Raw genomic sequence first — 20,167 nt, forward strand, 5'->3', positions numbered from 1 at the left:
GTCAGGATAGTATTCAGGCTGATTTCAGCCAGGGTGCGGTCAACTCGCCCCAGGCGGGATTGTTGAGCGTCATGTCCATATCGCGGGCAAAGATGGCAAAGCCGTCATAGCCGTGATACGGGCCGGAGTAATCCCAGGAGTGCATCTGGCGAAACGGTACCCCCATTTTCTGGAAAATGTATTTTTCCTTGATGCCTGAGCCAATGAGGTCCGGCTTAATCGCCTTCACGAAGGCTTCCAGTTCATAACTGCTGGCATCGTCGAACAACAGCGTGCCCTCTTTGAGGTCCGGCAGGGTGCGGTCGTAATCGTCGTTATGGGCAAATTCATACCCGGCGGCGACAATCTCCATGCCCAAATCCTCATACGCGCCAATCACGTGGCGAGGACGCAGGCCACCCATATAGAGCAGCACCTTGCGGCCTTCGAGACGCGGGCGGTATTTGGCGATAATCGCATCGTTCTGCGCCTGATATTTGGCGATCACCGCTTCCGCATTGGCGCGAATGGTGTCGTCAAATTGATCGGCGATCTTACGCAGCGATTCGGCGATTTTGGTCGGGCCGAAGAAGTTGTACTCCATCCACGGGATACCGTGTTTCTCTTCCATATGGCGAGAGATGTAGTTCATAGAGCGGTAGCAGTGCACCAGGTTCAGCTTCACGAACGGGGTGTTTTCCATCTCTACCAGCGTGCCGTCGCCGGACCACTGCGCCACCACGCGTAACCCCATCTCTTCAAGCAGAATGCGCGACGCCCAGGCATCCCCCCCGATGTTGTAATCGCCGATGATGGCCACGTCATAGGGGGTAGATTCGAAGGGCTTCCCTTCGCGGTTATCCAGCACCCAGTCGCGGATCACGTCGTTGGCGATATGGTGACCGAGCGACTGCGACACGCCGCGAAAGCCTTCGCAACGCACCGGGATCACCGGCTTGTTGAGCGCTTTTTTACTGACATTCGCCACCGCTTCGATATCGTCACCGATTAAGCCAACCGGGCACTCCGACTGAATGGAGATGCCTTTGGTCAGCGGGAACAGTTCCTCCATCTCCTCAATCAGTTTGGTGAGCTTTTTATCGCCGCCGAAGACGATATCGCGCTCCTGAAAATCAGAGGTAAAGTTCAGCGTCCCGAAGGAATCAACGCCGCTGACCCCGGTGTAGTAGTTGCGCCGCCCGGCACGGGAGTACTGCCCACAGCCGATCGGGCCGTGGGAGATGTGGGCCATATCTTTAATCGGCCCAAAAACCACGCCTTTCGATCCGGCGTAGGAGCAGCCGCGGACAGTCATCACACCCGGCTGCGATTTGCGGTTAGAGATGATGCATTTCCCGACGCTTTCCATCTCCGGGTCGGTCACCATCATGTGCTTTCTGCGTTCTTTGCGCGTTTTTTCGGGAAAGATCTCCAGCACTTCCTGGATAATTTCCAGATTACGTTCGCCTGTTGCATTGCTCATAACTGTGTTCCTGTTACAAGGCGGCTCAGGCCGCGTTTTCTTCGGCGGCGGTTTTACCGATGATGCTGGCGTCTTCCACATCCATAATGCCGAATTCCATCAGCAGCTCTTCCAGTTCATCCATGGTGCAAGGGGTCGGGACGACCATCAGGGTGTTGTTGACGATCTTGTTCGCCAGCGCGCGGTATTCGTCGGCCTGGTTGCATTTCGGGTCATATTCGATAACCGTCATACGGCGAATTTCCGCGCGCTGGACGATGTTGTCGCGTGGCACAAAGTGAATCATCTGGGTGCCCAGTTTTTCTGCCAGCGCGATGATCAGTTCATCTTCGCGGTCGGTCTGACGGGAGTTACAAATCAGCCCGCCCAGGCGTACCTTGCCGGATTTAGCGTATTTCACGATGCCTTTGGAGATGTTATTTGCGGCATACATCGCCATCATTTCTCCGGAGCAGACGATATAGATCTCTTGCGCTTTGTTTTCACGAATCGGCATGGCGAACCCGCCGCAGACCACGTCACCGAGGACGTCATAGAAGACAAAGTCGAGGTCGCTGACATAGGCGCCTTCTTCTTCAAGGAAGTTAATGGCGGTAATAACGCCGCGGCCTGCACAACCCACGCCTGGCTCCGGGCCGCCGGATTCTGCACAACGCACGCCGCCGTAACCGATTTGCAGCACATCTTCCAGTTCAAGGTCTTCCACTGAACCCACTTCGGCGGCCATCTCCATGATGGTGTTCTGCGCTTTCGCATGCAGGATCAGACGGGTGGAGTCCGCTTTCGGGTCGCAGCCGACGATCATCACTTTTTTACCCATTTCCGCGAGAGCGGCGACAAGGTTTTGCGTGGTGGTGGATTTGCCGATCCCACCTTTGCCATAAATGGCGCATTGACGCATGGTCATGGTGTGTTCTCCTGTTTGTGTGTTTGCCCATTAACCAGTGCAGGGAACATACCAGCCGTGCCATAACTTATAATTATTTGTATTTATTGATTTTTATATTTATCGCCTCTGTGGGTGGCAAAACAAACACTGAACAATATGCAGACCAATTGTTGGAAACAGGACAATTCGCCGCCGCACCCGCCGCTGCTGTGGCGGCGCTGACACTTTGTTAGCTGTTCAACAGGATGTCGGACTGCCTGTCTTATTCCGCGCAATGTTGGAAGACTCACAAGTCAGGACTTTTAGTTAATACCTTGAATTTGAACGCAGATATTACGTTTTCCCGATATGGCACAGGCTGTGCAATGCAGGGGTACTACGGTTTGCCGTCAGCGGGCGGCGACTTTGCCTCTCACATTCGAGGAACGAGAAATGTCCGGAAAGATGAAAACGATGGATGGCAACGCTGCGGCGGCCTGGATCTCCTATGCCTTTACTGATGTTGCGGCGATTTATCCCATCACCCCCTCAACACCGATGGCGGAAAACGTCGACGAATGGACGGCACAGGGTAAGAAAAACCTGTTTGGTCAACCGGTGCGTCTGATGGAGATGCAGTCAGAAGCCGGTGCGGCAGGGGCCGTACACGGCGCATTGCAGGCGGGAGCGCTGACCACAACCTATACCGCGTCACAGGGATTGCTGTTGATGATCCCCAATCTGTATAAGATTGCGGGCGAGCTGTTGCCGGGGGTGTTTCATGTCAGCGCCAGGGCGCTGGCGACCAACTCGCTGAATATCTTTGGCGATCACCAGGATGTCATGGCCGTGCGCCAGACGGGGTGCGCGATGCTGGCGGAAAACAATGTCCAGCAGGTGATGGATCTGTCGGCGGTGGCGCACCTCGCCGCGATTAAAGGCCGCGTGCCCTTTATCAACTTCTTTGACGGCTTTCGTACCTCGCATGAAATCCAGAAAATTGAGGTGCTGGAACATGAAGAGCTGGCGCCGTTATTGGATCAGGAGGCGCTCAATCAGTTTCGCCGTAATGCCTTAAACCCGGATCACCCGGTCATTCGCGGCACGGCGCAGAACCCGGACATCTACTTTCAGGAACGCGAGGCCTCCAACCGCTTTTATCAGGCGCTGCCGGAGATTGTCGAAGGGTATATGGCGGAGATTTACCGTATCACCGGGCGCGAATACCACCTGTTCGATTACTACGGTTCGCCGGATGCTGAGCAAATCATTATTGCGATGGGGTCAGTGTGCGACACCATCCAGGAGGTGGTGGATGCGATGATCGACAGCGGTGAAAAAGTCGGCCTGGTTTCCGTGCATCTGTTCCGGCCTTTCTCGCTGGCCCATTTTATGGCGAAGATCCCCGCCAGCGTGAAGCGCATTGCCGTGCTCGACCGCACCAAAGAGCCGGGCGCCCAGGCGGAACCGCTGTGTCTGGATGTCAAAAATGCCTTTTATCATCACGAAAATCCACCGCTGATTGTTGGTGGCCGCTATGCGCTGGGCGGTAAAGATGTTCTGCCAGGCCACATTGTTTCTGTGTTCGAAAACCTGAAAAAACCGCTGCCGATGGATGGTTTTACGGTGGGGATTTTTGACGATGTTACCCACACCTCGCTGCCGGTACCGGTTTATGACATTCACGTCTCCCGTGAAGGTATCACCGCCTGTAAATTCTGGGGGCTGGGTTCCGATGGCACGGTCAGCGCCAATAAGAACGCCATCAAAATTATCGGTGATAACACGCCGATGTTCGCGCAGGCCTATTTTGCCTACGATTCGAAAAAATCCGGTGGGATAACCCTGTCGCATCTGCGCTTTGGTAAGCGCCCGATCACTTCGCCGTATCTGATTCATAACGCCGATTTTATTGCCTGTTCACAGCAATCTTATGTCGATAAATATGATCTTCTTGATGGCATCAATCCGGGCGGGATTTTCCTGCTCAACTGCACCTGGTTTGGCGAAGAGGTGGAGCGCCATCTGCCCAATAAAATGAAGCGCATTATTGCCCGCCAGGGGGTGCGGTTTTACACCCTGAACGCGGTTGACATCGCACGTAAACTCGGCCTCGGCGGGCGTTTTAATATGCTGATGCAGGCGGCCTTTTTTAAACTGACCGACATTATTGATGCCAAAACCGCCTCGGCGCACCTTAAGAAAGCGGTGGCAAAATCCTATGGCAGCAAAGGGCAGAACGTGGTGGATATGAACAATGCCGCGATCGATCTGGGGATGGATGCGCTGCAGGAGATTATCGTTCCCGACCACTGGGCGTATGCAGAAGAGGAGGAGAAAGAGGACGGCAAACTGATGCCGGACTTTATTCGCAATATCCTTGAGCCGATGAACCGCCAGAACGGCGACAGACTGCCCGTCAGCGCTTTTCTGGGTATGGAAGACGGGACATTCCCGCCCGGCACCGCCGCCTGGGAGAAGCGCGGTATCGCCATGCAGGTGCCGGTCTGGCAGCCTGAAGGCTGTACCCAGTGTAACCAGTGCGCCTTTATCTGCCCGCACGCGGCCATTCGCCCGGCGCTGTTGAGCAGTGAAGAGCGCGAAGTGGCCCCTGCTGCGTTACTGAGCAAGCCCGCGCAGGGGGCCAAACACTATGAGTATCATCTGGCTATCTCGCCGCTCGACTGCTCTGGTTGCGGCAACTGCGTGGATATTTGCCCGTCGAAAGGCAAAGCCCTGGCGATGCAACCCCTCGACAGCCAGCGCCCGATGATCCCGGTGTGGGATCACGCGCTGGCCTTGACGCCCAAAGAGAACCCGTTCAGCAAAGCCACGGTCAAAGGCTGTCAGTTCGAAACCCCGTTACTGGAGTTCTCCGGCGCCTGCGCAGGGTGCGGCGAAACCCCGTACGCGCGCCTGATTACTCAGCTTTTCGGCGACCGGATGATGATTGCCAACGCCACGGGCTGTTCGTCTATCTGGGGGGCCAGCGCACCGTCCATCCCGTGGACCACAAACCACAAAGGCCAGGGGCCGGCCTGGGCGAATTCGTTGTTTGAAGATAACGCCGAGTTTGGTCTGGGGATGATGTTGGGAGGCCGCGCCATCCGTGAACAACTGGCCAGTGATGCGGCCAGCGTGCTGGAAAAACCGCTGCATCCGGATTTGCAGCAGGCGCTGCGCGACTGGCTGGAGAACAAAGATCTCGGTGAAGGTACCCGCGCGCGGGCGGAAAAACTGAGCGCGCTGCTGGCGGCTGAAAAGGGCGACGATGACCTGCTTAATCGCCTGTATCAAAATCAGGACTACTTCACCAAGCGCTCGCAGTGGATTTTTGGTGGGGACGGCTGGGCCTATGACATTGGCTTTGGCGGCCTCGACCATGTGCTGGCCTCCGGTGAGGATGTGAATATTCTGGTGTTTGATACCGAGGTCTATTCCAATACCGGCGGCCAGTCATCGAAATCCACACCGGTGGCTGCCATCGCCAAGTTCGCCGCCGAAGGCAAACGGACGCGCAAAAAAGATCTGGGGATGATGGCCGTCAGCTATGGCAATGTGTATGTCGCTCAGGTGGCGATGGGGGCCGATAAAGCCCAGACGCTACGCGCCATTGCCGAAGCCGAAGCCTGGCCGGGACCGTCGCTGGTGATTGCCTACGCGGCCTGTATTAACCACGGTCTGAAAGCGGGGATGGGGCGCAGTATCAGCGAGGCGAAGCGCGCGGTAGAGGCCGGATACTGGCACCTCTGGCGCTATAACCCACAACTGCTGGCGAAAGGGAAAAAACCGTTTATTCTCGATTCGGAAGAGCCGGAAGAGAGTTTCCGTGACTTCCTGATGGGGGAAGTTCGCTACGCTTCGTTGGGCCGCACTTCGCCGGAGGTGGCCGACAGTCTGTTTGCCCAGACCGAGCAGGATGCCAAAGACCGCTACGCCCAGTACAAGCGGCTGGCCGGAGAGTAAGAGAAGAGGCCCGGTGTTTGCCGGGCAGAAACAAAAAAGGCCGGAGTGGCAGTGATGCGCTCCGGCCTTTTCTTTGCCTGCAAGAGATTAACGCGTGACATGCACCTGCGGCGTGGTGTTGCTGATAAATCGCCCGCCGGAGGCGCGCTCAAGCTGGGCCGCCAGTTGCAGCAGCAGCCCGTCGTTACCCTGGCGCGTCTGGAAATGCATGCCGAGCGGCAAGCCGGATTGTTGCCAGGCCAGCGGCAACGAAATACCGGGCGTGCCGGTTAAACTGGCAAGCGGGGTGTAGGAGAAGATATCCCACAGGGAATAGAACCAGTCCATCACGTCCGGATTATCGCTGAGCGTCAGGTACTTTTTCTCACCGAGCAGCGGCGTCGGTTTGGAAAATGTCGGTGTCAGGATCAGATCCCATGTCTGGAAAAATGCCCCCAGCTTGCGGGAGATCTGGTTAAACGCGTCCTGCATTTTCCAGCGCTCGCTGTAGGACATACCAATCCCTTTTTGCCAGATGCGGATATTCATCGGCTCGATTTTATCCTCCGGCGGGGCGCTAAGATCGTTTTTCTCCAGCAGCCGCTGAATAAACTGCGCAAAATTGCTGATATAGCAGGCGGTCTGTGCGGCAAAGGCCTCTTCGAAGGGGATATCTGGCGTCACCCATTCCACCTGATGCCCCAGTTCCTCAAGCAGGCGCGTCGTTTTCTCCAGTTCTTCGACAAAATGCGGCGTTGCGCGGTAATTTCCCCATTCGTGGGACACGGCAATACGCAGCGGCGCGGGATCGCGGGTGATCATCTCGCTATAGGGCTGCGGGGGCTGCCAGTAAGGCATAAACTCGCCCGGTGCGCCACCCCGGCAGCTATCGACAAAGCGGGCAGTGTCGCGCACGCTACGACTGACACAGCCTTGCGTTGAGACATACCCGGTGATATCCGACAGTGCCGGGCCAATTGAAAAGACGCCCCGACTACTTTTCAGGCCAACAAGCCCATTGGCCCCCGCCGGTATGCGAATGGAGCCACCGCCATCGGTGGCATGGGCGAGGGGAATAACCCCGGCGGCCACCGACGCGCATGCTCCGGCAGAGGAGCCAAAGGTGGTGTATTGCGGGTTCCACGGGCTGCGCGTTACGTAAATCGCCGGGTTTTCCGCCGATCCGCAGACGCCAAACTCCGGCGTGGCGCTGCGGCCAATAATATTAAGCCCGGCATGGCGAATTTGCGTGGTCAAAAAGGCGTCTTCATCCGGACGATTGCCACGCATAAACGCGGAACCTTGCTCCTGCAAACGCCCCTTTACCCCCGGCCCTAAGTCTTTCATCAGGAAGGGAACCCCTTTAAACGCGCCCTCCAGACAGGTGCCGTCGGTTTCCGGTTGGTTGATGGCATCATCAAACAGTTCCACGACAGCATTGATTTGCGGGTTAACCCGCAGCGTCGCGGCCTGTGCCTGTAGCGCCAGTTCACGGGCGCTGACGTCGCCGCGCTCGACCAGTTCTGCCAGCGCGGTGGCGTCGCAGGCGGCCCACTCATCCCAGCTCAGTACGGTGTTCATTGTGATTTCTCCTTCGCAAACTGGATCTTGCCCTGCGGCGCTTTGAGGCGGCGGGTGGCCTTATGAGGGGCACGTTCTTTGAGCATCAGTGTCGCCACCAGACAGAGGATATTGGCGGCGATGAGGTAGTAGCCTGGGGAAACCGGGTCGCCGGTCCATTTAATCAGCCACGAGAAGACAATTTGCGCCGTCCCGCCAAACAGGGTGATGCCAAAGGCAAAGGCGATGGAAAAACCGGTTGAGCGGATATAGCGCGGGAAGTTTTCGCACAGCACCACCAGCACGCCGGCGCCGCTGATACATTGCAGAGCGGCAAAGAGGGTGATGATGGCAAAGAAAACGCCTTCACTGCGCCAGGCATTGATCATCTCAAGGCCCGGTAGCAGCAAGAGCAGCAGAATCAGGCGCGGCGCGATAATGGTCATCTTGCGCCCGAAGCGGTCCGCCATCCAGCCACCCACCAGGGAAAACACCACCACGCACACGCCGATAAGAATGGTCGACGCCATGGCCGTACCTGGCGCAAAAGCCAGCTCTTTCAGGGCATAGGTGGTCATGTAATTGAGGAAATATTGCGTGATGGTACTGCCTGAAAGAATAAAAATACCCACCAGAATCAGGCCACGGTAGTTACGCATCACGTCACCGAGCAGACTGCCGGTGGACTTGCTGGCGGCGCTGTTCTCAGTAGTGAAGGTCTCGTTAAGGTTACGGCGCAGGTAGATGGCAATGGGCAGGATGATCAGTCCAAAAGCAAAAGGCACGCGCCAGCCCCAGGCCGACAGTTGCTCCAGCGTCAGGATGACAGTCAGCGTATAACCAATTACCCCGGCGCTGATACCTGCCAGCCCCTGGGCGACAATTTGCCAACTGGTGTAGAAGGCCCGTTTGCCTTCTGGCGCCGCCTCCATAATAAAGGTTGTCGCGGGGCCAGCTTCGCCACCCCAGGCCAGCCCTTGCAGCATGCGGACAATCACCAGCAGGATAGGGGCCGCCATGCCAATCGTTTCATAACCGGGCAGAAAGACCAGCCCGCCGGTGCCGATGGTCATAAAAACCATGGTGAGCAGCATCGCCGGTTTACGTCCTACACGGTCGGCATAACTGCCAATAAATATGGCGCCCAGCGGGCGGACAATAAAGCCGATACCAAACACAGAAACCGACAATAAAAGACTGGTGAAGGGGTTATCAGAGGGGAAGAAAATATTGCCGATCATCACGGCAAAGGTGGCATAAGCACTGAAATCGAAAAATTCAACCGCAGCGCCAAGCACAACAGCCACCACTTCTTTGCGTGATGCTTTGGGTTTTATCGCGCTATGACTTATTTCGTTTGTCATCGTATGGCCTTCCTCAATGTGTTCAGGCGAAGTGAAACGTGAAAAGACATAGCAGACATATAACAGGGCGCAGATCCGCTCACTATCACAATTAGGCGAAGGCAGTGTTTAAAAAATGTATGCACTCACGGCAGGCTAAGCGAATAAGAAAATAATATGATTAAATTTAATTATCTGTTTTTATTATATAATTTGTTTTTCGCTTGAGATGAGATTTCCCTGCGGTAAATATTCACTTCGTCGAGTGCACTTAAAATGTGCCTGGTTCGTAAACCCGATTACCGAATGGGGCAGCGATAAATAAGCGGTCATGCCGCATATTCAGGCCATTGTGGCGTAATGACGATTTGAATAGCTCAGTGAATGCACAAAAATGGCGCTCCGTGCTTACTAAAAGTGCAATGTGGCGCTAATTATGTCGATGTTTGCCAATATTTCGCCAGCGTAATAAGGTCGCTTCAATGGATTCATCCAACGGGAGAGACAATGCAATTAAGGGCGCTGAAATATTTTAGTCAGGTCGCAAAGTCTGCTTCTTTTCGGGAGGCTGCCGATAAATTGTTTGTTGCGCCAGGGGCAGTGACGCGACAAATCGATATTCTGGAACACTATTATGGCGCGGCATTGATTGAACGAGGCCCCAGGGGGATTAAACTGACCCGTGAAGGGGAGCTTCTGGCGCAGGCGGTGGACGCCACATTGCGTGAGCTGGAGTCGGTGAAGGCGCGCATCACCTCAAGGCGGAGCGTGGTGTCCGGTACGGTAAAAATCTGTGCCGCCGAGAGCCTGGTTGCGCTGTTTATCGCGCCCGTCATTGAGGCATTTGGTCAGCACAACCCGGAGGTGTCGTTCGAGATTGACACCGGCAGCGCCCCGTACATTGCCGAACAGCTTATTCGCGGACATGCGGATGTGGCGCTGGCCTTTTATACCCCGGTCAGCGCGGAGATTCAGGTGACGCATTGCTGTCATCTGGAACACAAGGTTCTGATGGCCGCCCACCATCCGCTGGCGACGAAGCCGCGTTTGACCCTCAAAGAGATTGCCGCCCATCCGATTGCCATTCCTCCCGCCAACTATGCGGTGCGCCAGTTACTGGAATCCGCCGCCCGGCGCGAAGCCGTCCACTTCGATATGCGCTTTATTACCAGTTCGATGGAGGTGCAAAAGACCCTGGCGCTGCAGGGCAGGACGCTACTTATTTTGCCCCAGCTACATCATCAGGAGCCGGACGCGCAGGCAATGTTTGTGGCGGTACCGCTGGCCGATCCCCTGATGGGAAAAGTGAAGGTCGATCTCTGTTTACCCCGTCAACGGACGTTATCCATGGCGACCCGTCTGTTCCATGATATGTTGTCACAACGTATTGATGGTCAGAATGCTCTGGTCAACACAACGGCGTAGAGCAATCAGGATCTTTTCCCGCCGCATAAGGAATGACGCCATGACAACGGTTCCGCGCTATCACGTACAGACGATACCCGCGCCGCAAACCTACCCGGATATTGCTTACCCCGTCCTTTCTGACGACACCATGAAACAGCGCTTGTGTAATGTCCTGCTGGCGATGCAGGCCAGTGGTTTTACCCATCTGGTTATCTATGCCGACAAAGAGCACGGCGCCAATTTTGAGTATCTTGCCGGGTTTATTCCCCGTTTCGAGGAAGCATTGCTGGTCGTTAATGCCGATGGCGAGCTGAGCTACATCATGGGCAATGAAAACCTCAAACTGGTGCCCTTTGCGCGTAACGGCGGCAAATGCCTGCACACGCCGCTGTTCTCATTACCCAACCAGCCGATGGACGGGGATGCGCCGTTGGCCGGGTTGCTCGCCTCGTGCGGCATCACGGCTGCGGCCTGGGTGGGTGTCGTGGGCTGGAAATTATTCACCGGTGATTCAGCGCTGTTTGATGTTCCGGCATTTATTCTCGACGCGGTGTTCAGCGCGGCAGGCGGGCGGGACAATGTGCGCAATGCCACCGGGCTGTTTATCTCCCCGGAGCGGGGCGTACGGCGGCTGAACAGCGCCTGCGAAATTGCGTTTTATGAGTACGGCGCAAACCTCGCCTCCACGCAGGTGCTGACGGCGCTCAATGCCGTTGAGCCAGGGCGGCGTGAAAAAGAGATAGGGCACCTTCTGGCCGGTTGGGGACAGCCCAACAATGTGGTGATGATTGCCGCCACCGGCGACCGATTTACCAATGCCTGTCTCTACCCAACGGACAAGATTATCGCTCGCGGCGATAAATTTTCTCTGACCGTCGGTTATAAAGGCGGGTTAACCAGCCGTGCAGCCTGGGTTGTCGCCAGTGAAAATGAGCTGGCGGAGCCGGTTGCAGATTATCTGACCCGTGTGGCCATTCCCTATTATCACACCGTGGTCCAGTGGCTTGAGTTTATCCGCCCAGGCGTGACGGGCGCAGAAGTCTACCGCCTGGTGGAGTCGGTGTTACCTAAAGATCGCTGGCACTGGCATCTCAATCCTGGCCACCTGGTTGCCGATGAAGAGTGGTTAAGTTCGCCGATTTACCCCGGTTCAACAGCCCGCCTGGAAAGCGGCATGCTGCTGCAAATCGATATTATTCCCTCGGTGCCGGGTTATGGCGGCTGTAGCATTGAAGATACCGTTGGCCTGGCCGATGAGGCGCTGCGCGATGAACTGGCGCAGGATTACCCGCAGGTGTGGGCGCGTATGCAGGCGCGTCGCAACTATGTCACTGATGTACTGAAAATAGACCTGCCTGAGGAGGTTATTTTGTTATCCAACACGGTAGGGTATTTGCGACCTTTTTTACTGGATAAAAATAAAGCGGTGGTGAAGGTATAATATCAGCAACGTCATGCCTGCGTTCTGGCTGTAATGCATGACGTTGTAAATAATAACACTGCAAATAATCTCCAGGTGACAAGCTGCGGGCAATTAGCCTGGGTTTTCATGTAAAGATACGGCACTATATTACAAAGAAAAAGACAACGGAAGCATATTATTTTGCGTGATAGAACATCCTTTACACTCAGAATGACACCTGTCGCTTTCTCTCTGCGTGTGATTAGCGCGCATATCCTTCGCTATTTCTAGCCTCGCTGCTGCCTGTAAAGCTAAATATATTCTTAACAGTTGTTCTGAGCATTTGTACCGTATCAGAGTAATGTCTGGTCTGACATGTAATGAAAAGATAATGCCCGGCAATGTTATTAATCTTATAGTTTCAGAATGGTTTTACTACGACTAAACACTTCGTAAGCAAAAAAGAAATGGCGAGTTAAAATCACTTATCTTAAATTCTTAATGCCCGTTTTTTGTAAATTTTACCGGCGCTTTTCATAACATCATTTTTGACATATTTTCTGCCCTGTATGGCGCGCTACGCCTGTATTTTCGTTGCTGACGTGATGCCCGATGCGTGAAGTGGAAGGGGATGTCTTAAAACACTATCTCTTTGAAAATCAGCAAATTTTAAAATGATGGTGTTTTTTTAATAATTTTATAGAATTTTCTGATTTCCCGCTTATACTGAAAAAACATCGTTGCATGTGAACCATGCCGATATGCCACTTGCTTTAGCTTTTCACTATAAATAAAAAACGATAAGAGCGCATTTCTTATTGTATGGGAGGTATTTCCCATTGAATATGCATACAGCACATCACGGTTAGCGATAAAATAATTTTCTCTGTCTCTTTTTTGACAGCGCACCACTCTTGTCTTTAAAAATTAAAGGTACTGGATCCTGTTGTCTTTATTTTTTATGGGGTTTGTGTTGCTCGAATGTAATGTTTGTCCACAAACATTATACAGTCTCAGATTAGCGCTTTGGTGTGTGGCGACTTGCAACTCCCTCATTAAGGACGTGACATGATTGATGAAGCATTGAGTTATCTTAAAGACATTCTTGAACAGCAATTACGCAACCAATTCGATATTGCAGGAAATATGGTTGTTTTAAATAATCTGGTCGATTCGAGCGGCGGCTTGCCTTTAAAAAATCAAAATAAATTAGTGCTGACGCTTATCAATCTGGAGCATGAAACCAGCAAGCCCTTTTATGGTACTCGTACCACACCCGATACGAAAAATAATATCGTCAGGCAGATGATGCCGACGGTGAGATTTAATCTGGATGTCTTGCTTACCGCCAGCTTTGATGACTATAGCGAATCGTTGCGCTTTCTCTCTGCGGTTATCGCGTTTTTTCAGGCGAATCCCATCATCAAGCGGCAGAATTTTCCTGATATCCCGGCCGGTATTGAGCAGTTGCAGTTTGAAATTGAAAATTCACCTTACGAAAACACCCACAACCTCTGGAGTGCGCTGGGGGCGCGGTATCAACCTTCGATTATCTACAAAATTCGTCATATCGCGATTCAGACGAATCAGGTAAGCGGGGAATCGCCCATTCTCGAACAGGTCGGCAGCCAGGCTCAGGCCAGACGCTGATGTTTGTGATAGCGGAAATTACCTTACAGCATCAGTTTTATCCAGACAGCGTCTGGCGTGACGCCACACTCGTGCCGGATCAAAACACCCATGCACTCATGCGTCGTCTGGGGTTGAGCCTGGTGGCAGCAGGCAATATATGGCGCATTTATGGCTATGCCCCGACGGGCAGAACAGCATTTTTGCAGTATTGCGTGTCCCAGGATGCACGCAACCCATTGCGTTTCTGGCTGGTGCAGCCCAATGCCTGGCTGCTGGCGGTCACGGCACTCCCCGGGGAGTGGAAAGGGGGGCTGGGATTCAGTAGTGAGCGTATTACTGCTGATGGGCAGAGGCCGGGCGCCATGATCATGGGCGCTGCGCAAGCGCAAAGCGCGCCCGCTATTGCGACAGGTGAAATCTGTCTCTATCCGGCGGATTTGCTCCCCCGGCAGGCTTTTACGGTGACGCTCCAGGCGCGCGCCACCGTCTGGGAATATCGCTTGATCCCGCGCGGACAGCGGCGCTTGCAAAACCCAGAGATAGTGGACGCATCAGGGCAGGTTACGTTCAACCCTGCCAGCGTTAGCAGTGGGGATGTCGATGGACAAAATGGCTGGGTAACCCGCAGCACCTCAACCATTACCCTGCAACAGGCGCCACCACAGCGCTTTGCGTTGATGGATATCCCGCGAACCCAGACGCAGAGCGGGCGTACCCGACAGCAGACGGTGATGTCTGTGCTGCCAACGCCTGCGGCAGATCGTTTATTTACCGCGTATTCCGCGGATCAGCAGCCCGTGTCGGTTATGTATGTGTATGTCTGATGAAAGGGGCGCAACACGCATCACCCGCAGGCGAACAGGGGTCGGATTCTGATGTTTTTGGGCTAATGCCTTTTCAGGCTAACGACTCGCAGTACAGGAATTTCACTCAGTGAACCAAAGGAAAACCACGACATGCTAGCATCCAATATCAAAACTCCGGGTGTGTATATCAACGAGTTGAATGCCTTTCCGAACTCGGTGGTCCCTGTCGCCACCGCGGTTCCGGCCTTTATCGGCTATACACCCAACGCGCAGTATCAGGGCAAGTCCTACTACAACAAGGCACAGAAGATCACCTCTTTTGCCGAATTTCAGGCCATCTACATGAATGCGAATCCGCAGCCACCGGCGGATCCCGCGTCGCAGTACAACCCTGAGTACTATCTGGTGGCGCAAAAAACGCAGCCGGAAAAGGGGGAGTATCTGTTATTGAACGGCACCTATTATTCGATAGTGCCTGACCCGAATACCATCTATTACCTCTATAACAGCATTCGCCTGTTCTATCTCAACGGCGGCGGCGATGCTTACATTGTTTCGGTCGGCAGCTATGGGGAGTCCAGCGGTAAACCCGGCGATGTAGGGGCGCAAATCGTTAACCCGAACGTGAAACTCGCCGATCTGCAAGGTGGTCTGGCGCTGCTGGAAAACGAACAGGAACCCACCATGTACATCTGCCCGGAAGCCACGCTGCTTTCCCCGGCGGATAACGGCACCCTGATGCAGAGTATGTTGCTGCAGGCGGCGGAGTTGCAGACCGCAGTCTGCCTGTTCGATATTATCGGCGGCGATACGCCTGACCCGATCATGTACACCAATGATATTGAGGCGTTTCGCAATAGTACCGGCTCAAACGGGCTAAATTACGGCGTTGCTTATTATCCCTTTATCGGTACGACCATCATGCAGGGCAGTGATATCAATTTCACGAACCTGTTTGGTGGCGACATTAAACAGTTGGGGGCGGTGATTAACCCGCCGTCGGCGCAGGACCCGGTGGTCGCGAAGATCCTCGCAATGATTGAAACACCGCCGCAAACTAACCCGATGAGCAATTCGCAACTCAATGCCGCGCTGCTCAACGCCTCAAAAACCTATTCGCAAATCATCAATAACGTTCTGACCTGCTCTAACCTGCTGCCGCCAAGCGGCGCGATGGCCGGGGTATATACCGTGAATGACAACCTGAACGGCGTCTGGAATGCCCCCGCCAATACCAGCATTGTCGGCGCGGCGCGGTTACCCATCCGCTTAACCGATGCCCAACAGGCGGATCTCAATGTTGACGCGGTATCGGGTAAGTCCATCAATGCTATCCGTTTTTTCAATGGGCAGGGCATCCTGATTTGGGGGGCGAGAACCCTGGATGGCAACAGCCAGGACTGGCGCTACATCTCGGTTCGCCGCACCATGACCTTCCTCGAACAGTCCGTGAAACTGGCGGCGCGCGCGTATGTGTTCGAACCGAACACGGCGAATACCTGGGCGGCGGTGCGCAGCGAAATCTCCAGTTTCCTGACCGATATCTGGAAAGAAGGTGGGTTACAGGGGGCCACGGCAAATGATGCGTTTCAGGTCTTTTGCGGCCTGGGTTCCACCATGACGGGCGACGATATCCTGAACGGTTTTCTTAATGTCACCGTGAAGGTCGCCATCGTGCGTCCGGCTGAATTCCTCGTCATCACCTTTGAGCAGGAAATGGCGAAATCAGGCTGAGTGATGCGGTAAGGCCTGTTCACACATCAATGAGTCAATTTACTGATTAGCGACTGTTAAGGAGCATGCTCATGGCAGATGACGGCAGCAAAGAAGGCACTACATGGCCTATGCCCAAGTTCCGGTTTGAGGTTGATCTGGGCTCGGAACTCAAAGGGGTAGCGTTTCAGGAAGTTTCGGGGATGGACAAAGAGGTGCAGGTGATTGAGTACCGGCACAGCAATAGCACGCTGTTCTCGACCATCAAAATGCCCGGAATTGCGAAGTACGGCAACATCACAATGAAGCGTGGCGTGTTCGTCAACGACAACAACTTCTGGGCGTGGATGGATGAAATCAAGATGAACACCGTTAAACGCAGAACGGTACTCATTAAGCTGCTTGATGAAAATGGCGCGGTCACCATGCAGTGGCAACTGAACAATGCGTGGCCGACCAAAATCACCGGCACAGATTTGAAATCCGATGCCAATGAAGTGGCCGTGGATACGCTGGAAATCGCTCACGAACAGCTTGTTGTGACCAATGGATCATAACCTGCAAACCAGCTTTTATTTCAGCGTCTCAATCACCGGGATGGGCGGCAGTGATGCCGCCTTCCAGGAGGTAAGCGGCCTGAGCAAGGAGTTGGGTATCGAAGAGGTGGTGTGCGGCGGGGAAAATCGGTTCAAGTACCGCCTTCCTGCCCAGACATCGTTTCAGAACCTGGTGCTGCGACGCGGGGTGGTCAATGCGGAGTCCGCGCTGATCGGCTGGGTGAAAGATACGCTGGATAATGGGCTGTCCGCCCCTATCAAAACCCGCGATATCAAGGTCTGGCTCCTTGATGAAAATGGTCACATCAGCATGGACTGGAATTTTATTGCCGCCTGGCCGGTGAAATGGTCAGCCAGCAACTTACGTTCGCAGGAGAGTGAGATTTTCATCGAAACACTGGAATTTGCTTATCAGTACTTCGACATGCCCAACTTTGATACTTACTAACGTCGCAAGAGGTCGCTATGCCCGTTGAGATACGTGAACTGGTCATCAAAACCGCGATTCAGAGTCAACCCGAACCAACGCAGACGCAGTTAGACCCACAACAGCTACAGACGCTCAGGCAGCAGGTGATTCAGGCTTGTCTGCGCCAACTCAAAAAGAGCGACAGAAAAAATCCGCTGGAGCGTTAAGTCATACGGTCTTCCGGCACATCCCATCGAAACGTTACTGATTCAGGAAGGGCCAATGGGTGGAATAAAGAAAATGCGGATGGTGGCCTACAGTGATGAAAAATTCACCAGCAAGGTCAGGGGCGGCGAATATGTCGTGATCCTCAATCCCGAGCAAATGCGCATTAATCGCAGCGTCAGTTACAACGAAGAACAGGCTCCCGGCAGCGGCAAACTGTCGTCTAAATATCGGGCGACGCCGGGGGAACAACTGAGTTTTGATCTGGTGATTGACTGTACCGGCGTGGTTGACAGCACCCGTACCGATCTGACGCAGGAGATAAACCAGCTCAAAAAGACCGTCTACGACTATAACGGCAATATTCACCGCCCAAACTATGTGATCCTCTACTGGGGACAAGGCCTCTCGTTTAAGGGAGTGTTGCAGACCTTTGATACCACCTATACCTTTTTTCGCCCCGATGGCACCGCGCTACGCGCCAAAGTCGCGTTGCAATTTACCTCGTACCTTGACCCGTCAACGGCGGCCAAAGAAGAGGATCGTAAATCACCGGATTTGACCCATCGCATCACCATCGTGGATGGCGACAGCCTGCCGCAGATAAGCCAGGCGATTTATCGCGACCCGACGTTCTATGTTCAACTGGCGGCCTTTAACCAGCTCGATAAATTTCGCCATCTGACGTCGGGCACCACGCTACAGGTTCCCCCGTTAACCCAGGGAGGTGACGCATGAGCGGTAACCCTCCGTCTGGCGGCCTGGCAAGCTATACCATTACGGCTAATGGCCGTGCTATCCCCGGCGATTATCAGATTTTGCGTATTCAGGTTGATCAGCGGATTAACCGTATTGGCCGCGCCACGCTTGAGATTCTCGATGGCTCCGCCGATGCGGAAAACTTTACTGTTAGCGCCTCGTCAACTTTTGTGCCCGGTGCGGAAATCGTTATCTCGCTGGGCTACGACGCAGAGAATAAAAGCGTTTTTTCCGGCATCGTTACGCGCCAGTCGGTACAGGTGGAGGGCAATATTGGCCCCATTTTGTCGATAGAGTGCCGCGATAAAGCCATCAAAATGAGCGTTGGCCGCCGCAGCACGGTTTATCAGAACCAAACCGACAGCGGTGTGATAAGCGCGCTGATCAGTCAGTCCGGGCTTAGTAGCGACGTCGCCAGCACGTCGCTGACCCTGGCGGAACTGGTGCAATATTACTGCAGCGACTGGGATTTTATGCTCAGCCGCGCAGATATCAATGGCCTGGTGGTCAGCACGCTGAACGGCAAAGTGTCCGTGTTTTCGCCCACTCAAAACACCACGTCGGTACTGACGGTGACCTACGGCGAGAATCTTTATCAATTCAGCGCGGATATGGACGCCGTCACCCAACTCAGCGAGGTAAAAGCCAGCGCCTGGGACTACGCTACCCAGAAGTGTATCTCCGCCACGGCCAAAAATACGCTCAGTGGACCGGGTAACATCAGCAGCAAGAAACTTTCGGCAGTAGTGGGGCTACCCACCTTTACTCTCCAGTCTACCGCCACGCTCAACAATGGCGCGCTGACCCAATGGTCACAGGCGCAAATGCAGAAAAGCGAACTGGCAAAAATCACCGGTGAGGTGCGTGTGGCGGGTAACGCGGCGGTGTTGCCGGGCGTCTGGCTGACGCTGGCAGGCGTCGGCGATCGTTTTGATGGCGACTATTTTGTCTCTGGCGTTGAGCATGAATTCGCCGATGGTAACTGGTTTACCAGAGCCTCGCTGGGTCTCTCTTCCCTGTGGTTTGTTCAGCAACATGAGGTGATGGCGCCTGCGGCAGCCGGGGTGCTGCCCGGCGTGGAGGGGTTATTTAACGCCACGGTGCAGAAAATCGATCAGGACCCGGACAATGCGTACCGGATTCTGGTCACGCTGCCGCTCTTTGATACCGAAGGGCACGGCGTCTGGGCGAGGATGGCCAACTTTTATTCCAGCAGCGGCGTGGGCGCTTTTTTCCTACCGGAAGTGGGAGATGAAGTGATCGTCGGCTTCCTCAATCTTGACCCCTGTTTTCCGGTGATCCTCGGTAGCGTTTACAGCGGTAAGCGAGCCCCTTTTAGCGATCTGAAACCCGATGCGGATAACAGCAAGAAGGCCATCGTCACGCACAGTGAAATGCGTATCGTCTTTGACGATAAGGACAGCATTATGACCATCACCACCAAAGCAAAAAATGTCATCGTGCTGGACGATAAAAAGCAGCAAATCACTATCACCGATCAACACAACAATGCCATCACGATGTCGTCGTCCGGTATTGAACTCAAAAGTCCCGCATCTATCACCATTCAGGCCGATCAGAAGGTCAATATCACCGGGAAAATGGGGGTCAGTCTCCAGGCGTCATCCGGGGACGTCGCGATTTCCGGCATGAATGTGAATGCCAAAGCCGACATTGCCCTGAGTGCGAAGGGCAATGCCAGCGCGCAGGTGCAGGGCGGTGCGGAACTGACCCTCAAGGGTGCAATTGTGATGATCAATTAAGAGGAGGGGCAACGATGCCGCCAGCCGCAAGACTGACCGATTTTCATCAGTGTCCGATGGTGACGCCAGGGCTTCCGCCGATTCCCCATGTGGGCGGCCCCATTATTCAGGTGGGGTGTCCGACAGTGCTGATTGGCAAACTTCCTGCCGCCCGACTCGGCGACATGCTGGTCTGCGTCGGGCCGCCGGACACCATTATAAAAGGGTCTGCAACGGTTTTCATTGGCGGTTTACCGGCGGCCAGAGTCGGGGATCAGACCGCGCACGGGGGCTCAATTGTGATGGGTGAATTTACGGTCATTATCGGAGGCTAGGG

General features: G+C 54.3%; 16 protein-coding genes. 12 read left to right on the plus strand and 4 right to left on the minus strand.

Annotated features, from left to right (window positions below; all coding sequences use genetic code 11):
- Positions 1-13: 13 nt before the first annotated feature.
- Both nifD and nifH read right to left on the minus strand, forming a co-directional pair.
- Positions 14-1,462 (minus strand): nitrogenase molybdenum-iron protein alpha chain, encoded by a 1,449-nt coding sequence (gene nifD, locus C5523_RS13015; RefSeq protein WP_108701260.1) that lies wholly within the window; start codon positions 1,460-1,462, stop codon positions 14-16.
- 25 nt (positions 1,463-1,487) lie between these two features.
- A complete protein-coding gene (nifH, locus tag C5523_RS13020; protein WP_039078970.1) occupies positions 1,488-2,369 on the minus strand; it encodes a nitrogenase iron protein in 882 nt (293 codons plus the stop codon).
- A 414-nt stretch (positions 2,370-2,783) separates the two neighbouring features.
- Between nifH and nifJ the strand changes: the two genes are divergently transcribed.
- The gene (nifJ, locus tag C5523_RS13025; RefSeq protein WP_108701261.1) at positions 2,784-6,296 is read left to right on the plus strand and encodes a pyruvate:ferredoxin (flavodoxin) oxidoreductase; all 3,513 of its coding nucleotides are present in this window, start codon (positions 2,784-2,786) and stop codon (positions 6,294-6,296) included.
- 87 nt (positions 6,297-6,383) lie between these two features.
- On the opposite strand, the gene C5523_RS13030 is transcribed toward nifJ, so the two are convergent.
- Positions 6,384-7,856 (minus strand): amidase, encoded by a 1,473-nt coding sequence (locus C5523_RS13030; RefSeq protein ID WP_108701262.1) that lies wholly within the window; start codon positions 7,854-7,856, stop codon positions 6,384-6,386.
- Positions 7,853-9,199 (minus strand): MFS transporter, encoded by a 1,347-nt coding sequence (locus tag C5523_RS13035; RefSeq protein WP_369944898.1) that lies wholly within the window; start codon positions 9,197-9,199, stop codon positions 7,853-7,855. The genes C5523_RS13030 and C5523_RS13035 overlap by 4 nt, the downstream gene beginning before the upstream one ends.
- 486 nt (positions 9,200-9,685) lie before the next feature.
- Between C5523_RS13035 and C5523_RS13040 the strand changes: the two genes are divergently transcribed.
- The 11 genes from C5523_RS13040 to C5523_RS13085 all read left to right on the plus strand — a co-directional run bounded on the left by C5523_RS13040 (position 9,686) and on the right by C5523_RS13085 (position 20,165).
- Entirely contained in the window at positions 9,686-10,603 is a 918-nt protein-coding gene (locus C5523_RS13040) for a LysR family transcriptional regulator (RefSeq protein WP_039078973.1), read from the plus strand.
- A 40-nt stretch (positions 10,604-10,643) separates the two neighbouring features.
- The gene (locus tag C5523_RS13045) at positions 10,644-12,026 is read left to right on the plus strand and encodes a Xaa-Pro peptidase family protein (RefSeq protein ID WP_108701264.1); all 1,383 of its coding nucleotides are present in this window, start codon (positions 10,644-10,646) and stop codon (positions 12,024-12,026) included.
- 1,029 nt (positions 12,027-13,055) lie between these two features.
- Positions 13,056-13,637: a DUF4255 domain-containing protein gene (locus C5523_RS13050; RefSeq protein WP_108701265.1), complete on the plus strand. Its 582-nt coding sequence runs from the start codon at positions 13,056-13,058 to the stop codon at positions 13,635-13,637.
- Positions 13,637-14,443, plus strand: coding sequence for a hypothetical protein (locus C5523_RS13055; RefSeq protein WP_108701266.1), 807 nt, complete (start codon positions 13,637-13,639; stop codon positions 14,441-14,443). The genes C5523_RS13050 and C5523_RS13055 overlap by 1 nt, the downstream gene beginning before the upstream one ends.
- A 132-nt stretch (positions 14,444-14,575) precedes the next feature.
- A complete protein-coding gene (locus tag C5523_RS13060) occupies positions 14,576-16,159 on the plus strand; it encodes a phage tail sheath C-terminal domain-containing protein (RefSeq protein WP_079497379.1) in 1,584 nt (527 codons plus the stop codon).
- 71 nt (positions 16,160-16,230) lie between these two features.
- Complete coding sequence (locus C5523_RS13065; RefSeq protein ID WP_079497380.1) at positions 16,231-16,695, plus strand: phage tail protein; 465 nt, start codon at positions 16,231-16,233, stop codon at positions 16,693-16,695.
- On the plus strand, positions 16,685-17,143 hold the full coding sequence (locus tag C5523_RS13070; protein ID WP_079497381.1) for a phage tail protein: 459 nt from the start codon (positions 16,685-16,687) through the stop codon (positions 17,141-17,143). Before C5523_RS13065 ends, C5523_RS13070 begins: the two co-directional genes overlap by 11 nt.
- A 17-nt stretch (positions 17,144-17,160) precedes the next feature.
- On the plus strand, positions 17,161-17,331 hold the full coding sequence (locus tag C5523_RS27420; protein ID WP_169039394.1) for a DUF5908 family protein: 171 nt from the start codon (positions 17,161-17,163) through the stop codon (positions 17,329-17,331).
- 55 nt (positions 17,332-17,386) lie between these two features.
- On the plus strand, positions 17,387-18,067 hold the full coding sequence (locus C5523_RS13075; RefSeq protein ID WP_172600653.1) for a hypothetical protein: 681 nt from the start codon (positions 17,387-17,389) through the stop codon (positions 18,065-18,067).
- The gene (vgrG, locus tag C5523_RS13080) at positions 18,064-19,851 is read left to right on the plus strand and encodes a type VI secretion system tip protein VgrG (protein WP_108701267.1); all 1,788 of its coding nucleotides are present in this window, start codon (positions 18,064-18,066) and stop codon (positions 19,849-19,851) included. The genes C5523_RS13075 and vgrG overlap by 4 nt, the downstream gene beginning before the upstream one ends.
- A gap of 14 nt (positions 19,852-19,865) precedes the next feature.
- Positions 19,866-20,165: a PAAR domain-containing protein gene (locus C5523_RS13085; protein ID WP_079497383.1), complete on the plus strand. Its 300-nt coding sequence runs from the start codon at positions 19,866-19,868 to the stop codon at positions 20,163-20,165.
- Positions 20,166-20,167 lie beyond the last annotated feature (2 nt).

It is taken from the genome of Phytobacter sp. SCO41 (assembly GCF_003073275.1).
In the GTDB taxonomy this organism is placed as follows: Bacteria; Pseudomonadota; Gammaproteobacteria; order Enterobacterales; family Enterobacteriaceae; genus Phytobacter; species Phytobacter diazotrophicus.

What these genes read in the sequence shown, in the direction of transcription:
- nifD (WP_108701260.1), bottom strand. Translation starts at nt 1,462, where the DNA reads ATGAGCAATGCAACAGGCGAACGTAATCTGGAAATTATCCAGGAAGTG.
- nifH (WP_039078970.1), bottom strand. Translation starts at nt 2,369, where the DNA reads ATGACCATGCGTCAATGCGCCATTTATGGCAAAGGTGGGATCGGCAAA.
- nifJ (WP_108701261.1), top strand. Translation starts at nt 2,784, where the DNA reads ATGTCCGGAAAGATGAAAACGATGGATGGCAACGCTGCGGCGGCCTGG.
- C5523_RS13030 (WP_108701262.1), bottom strand. Translation starts at nt 7,856, where the DNA reads ATGAACACCGTACTGAGCTGGGATGAGTGGGCCGCCTGCGACGCCACC.
- C5523_RS13035 (WP_369944898.1), bottom strand. Translation starts at nt 9,199, where the DNA reads ATGACAAACGAAATAAGTCATAGCGCGATAAAACCCAAAGCATCACGC.
- C5523_RS13040 (WP_039078973.1), top strand. Translation starts at nt 9,686, where the DNA reads ATGCAATTAAGGGCGCTGAAATATTTTAGTCAGGTCGCAAAGTCTGCT.
- C5523_RS13045 (WP_108701264.1), top strand. Translation starts at nt 10,644, where the DNA reads ATGACAACGGTTCCGCGCTATCACGTACAGACGATACCCGCGCCGCAA.
- C5523_RS13050 (WP_108701265.1), top strand. Translation starts at nt 13,056, where the DNA reads ATGATTGATGAAGCATTGAGTTATCTTAAAGACATTCTTGAACAGCAA.
- C5523_RS13055 (WP_108701266.1), top strand. Translation starts at nt 13,637, where the DNA reads ATGTTTGTGATAGCGGAAATTACCTTACAGCATCAGTTTTATCCAGAC.
- C5523_RS13060 (WP_079497379.1), top strand. Translation starts at nt 14,576, where the DNA reads ATGCTAGCATCCAATATCAAAACTCCGGGTGTGTATATCAACGAGTTG.
- C5523_RS13065 (WP_079497380.1), top strand. Translation starts at nt 16,231, where the DNA reads ATGGCAGATGACGGCAGCAAAGAAGGCACTACATGGCCTATGCCCAAG.
- C5523_RS13070 (WP_079497381.1), top strand. Translation starts at nt 16,685, where the DNA reads ATGGATCATAACCTGCAAACCAGCTTTTATTTCAGCGTCTCAATCACC.
- C5523_RS27420 (WP_169039394.1), top strand. Translation starts at nt 17,161, where the DNA reads ATGCCCGTTGAGATACGTGAACTGGTCATCAAAACCGCGATTCAGAGT.
- C5523_RS13075 (WP_172600653.1), top strand. Translation starts at nt 17,387, where the DNA reads ATGGGTGGAATAAAGAAAATGCGGATGGTGGCCTACAGTGATGAAAAA.
- vgrG (WP_108701267.1), top strand. Translation starts at nt 18,064, where the DNA reads ATGAGCGGTAACCCTCCGTCTGGCGGCCTGGCAAGCTATACCATTACG.
- C5523_RS13085 (WP_079497383.1), top strand. Translation starts at nt 19,866, where the DNA reads ATGCCGCCAGCCGCAAGACTGACCGATTTTCATCAGTGTCCGATGGTG.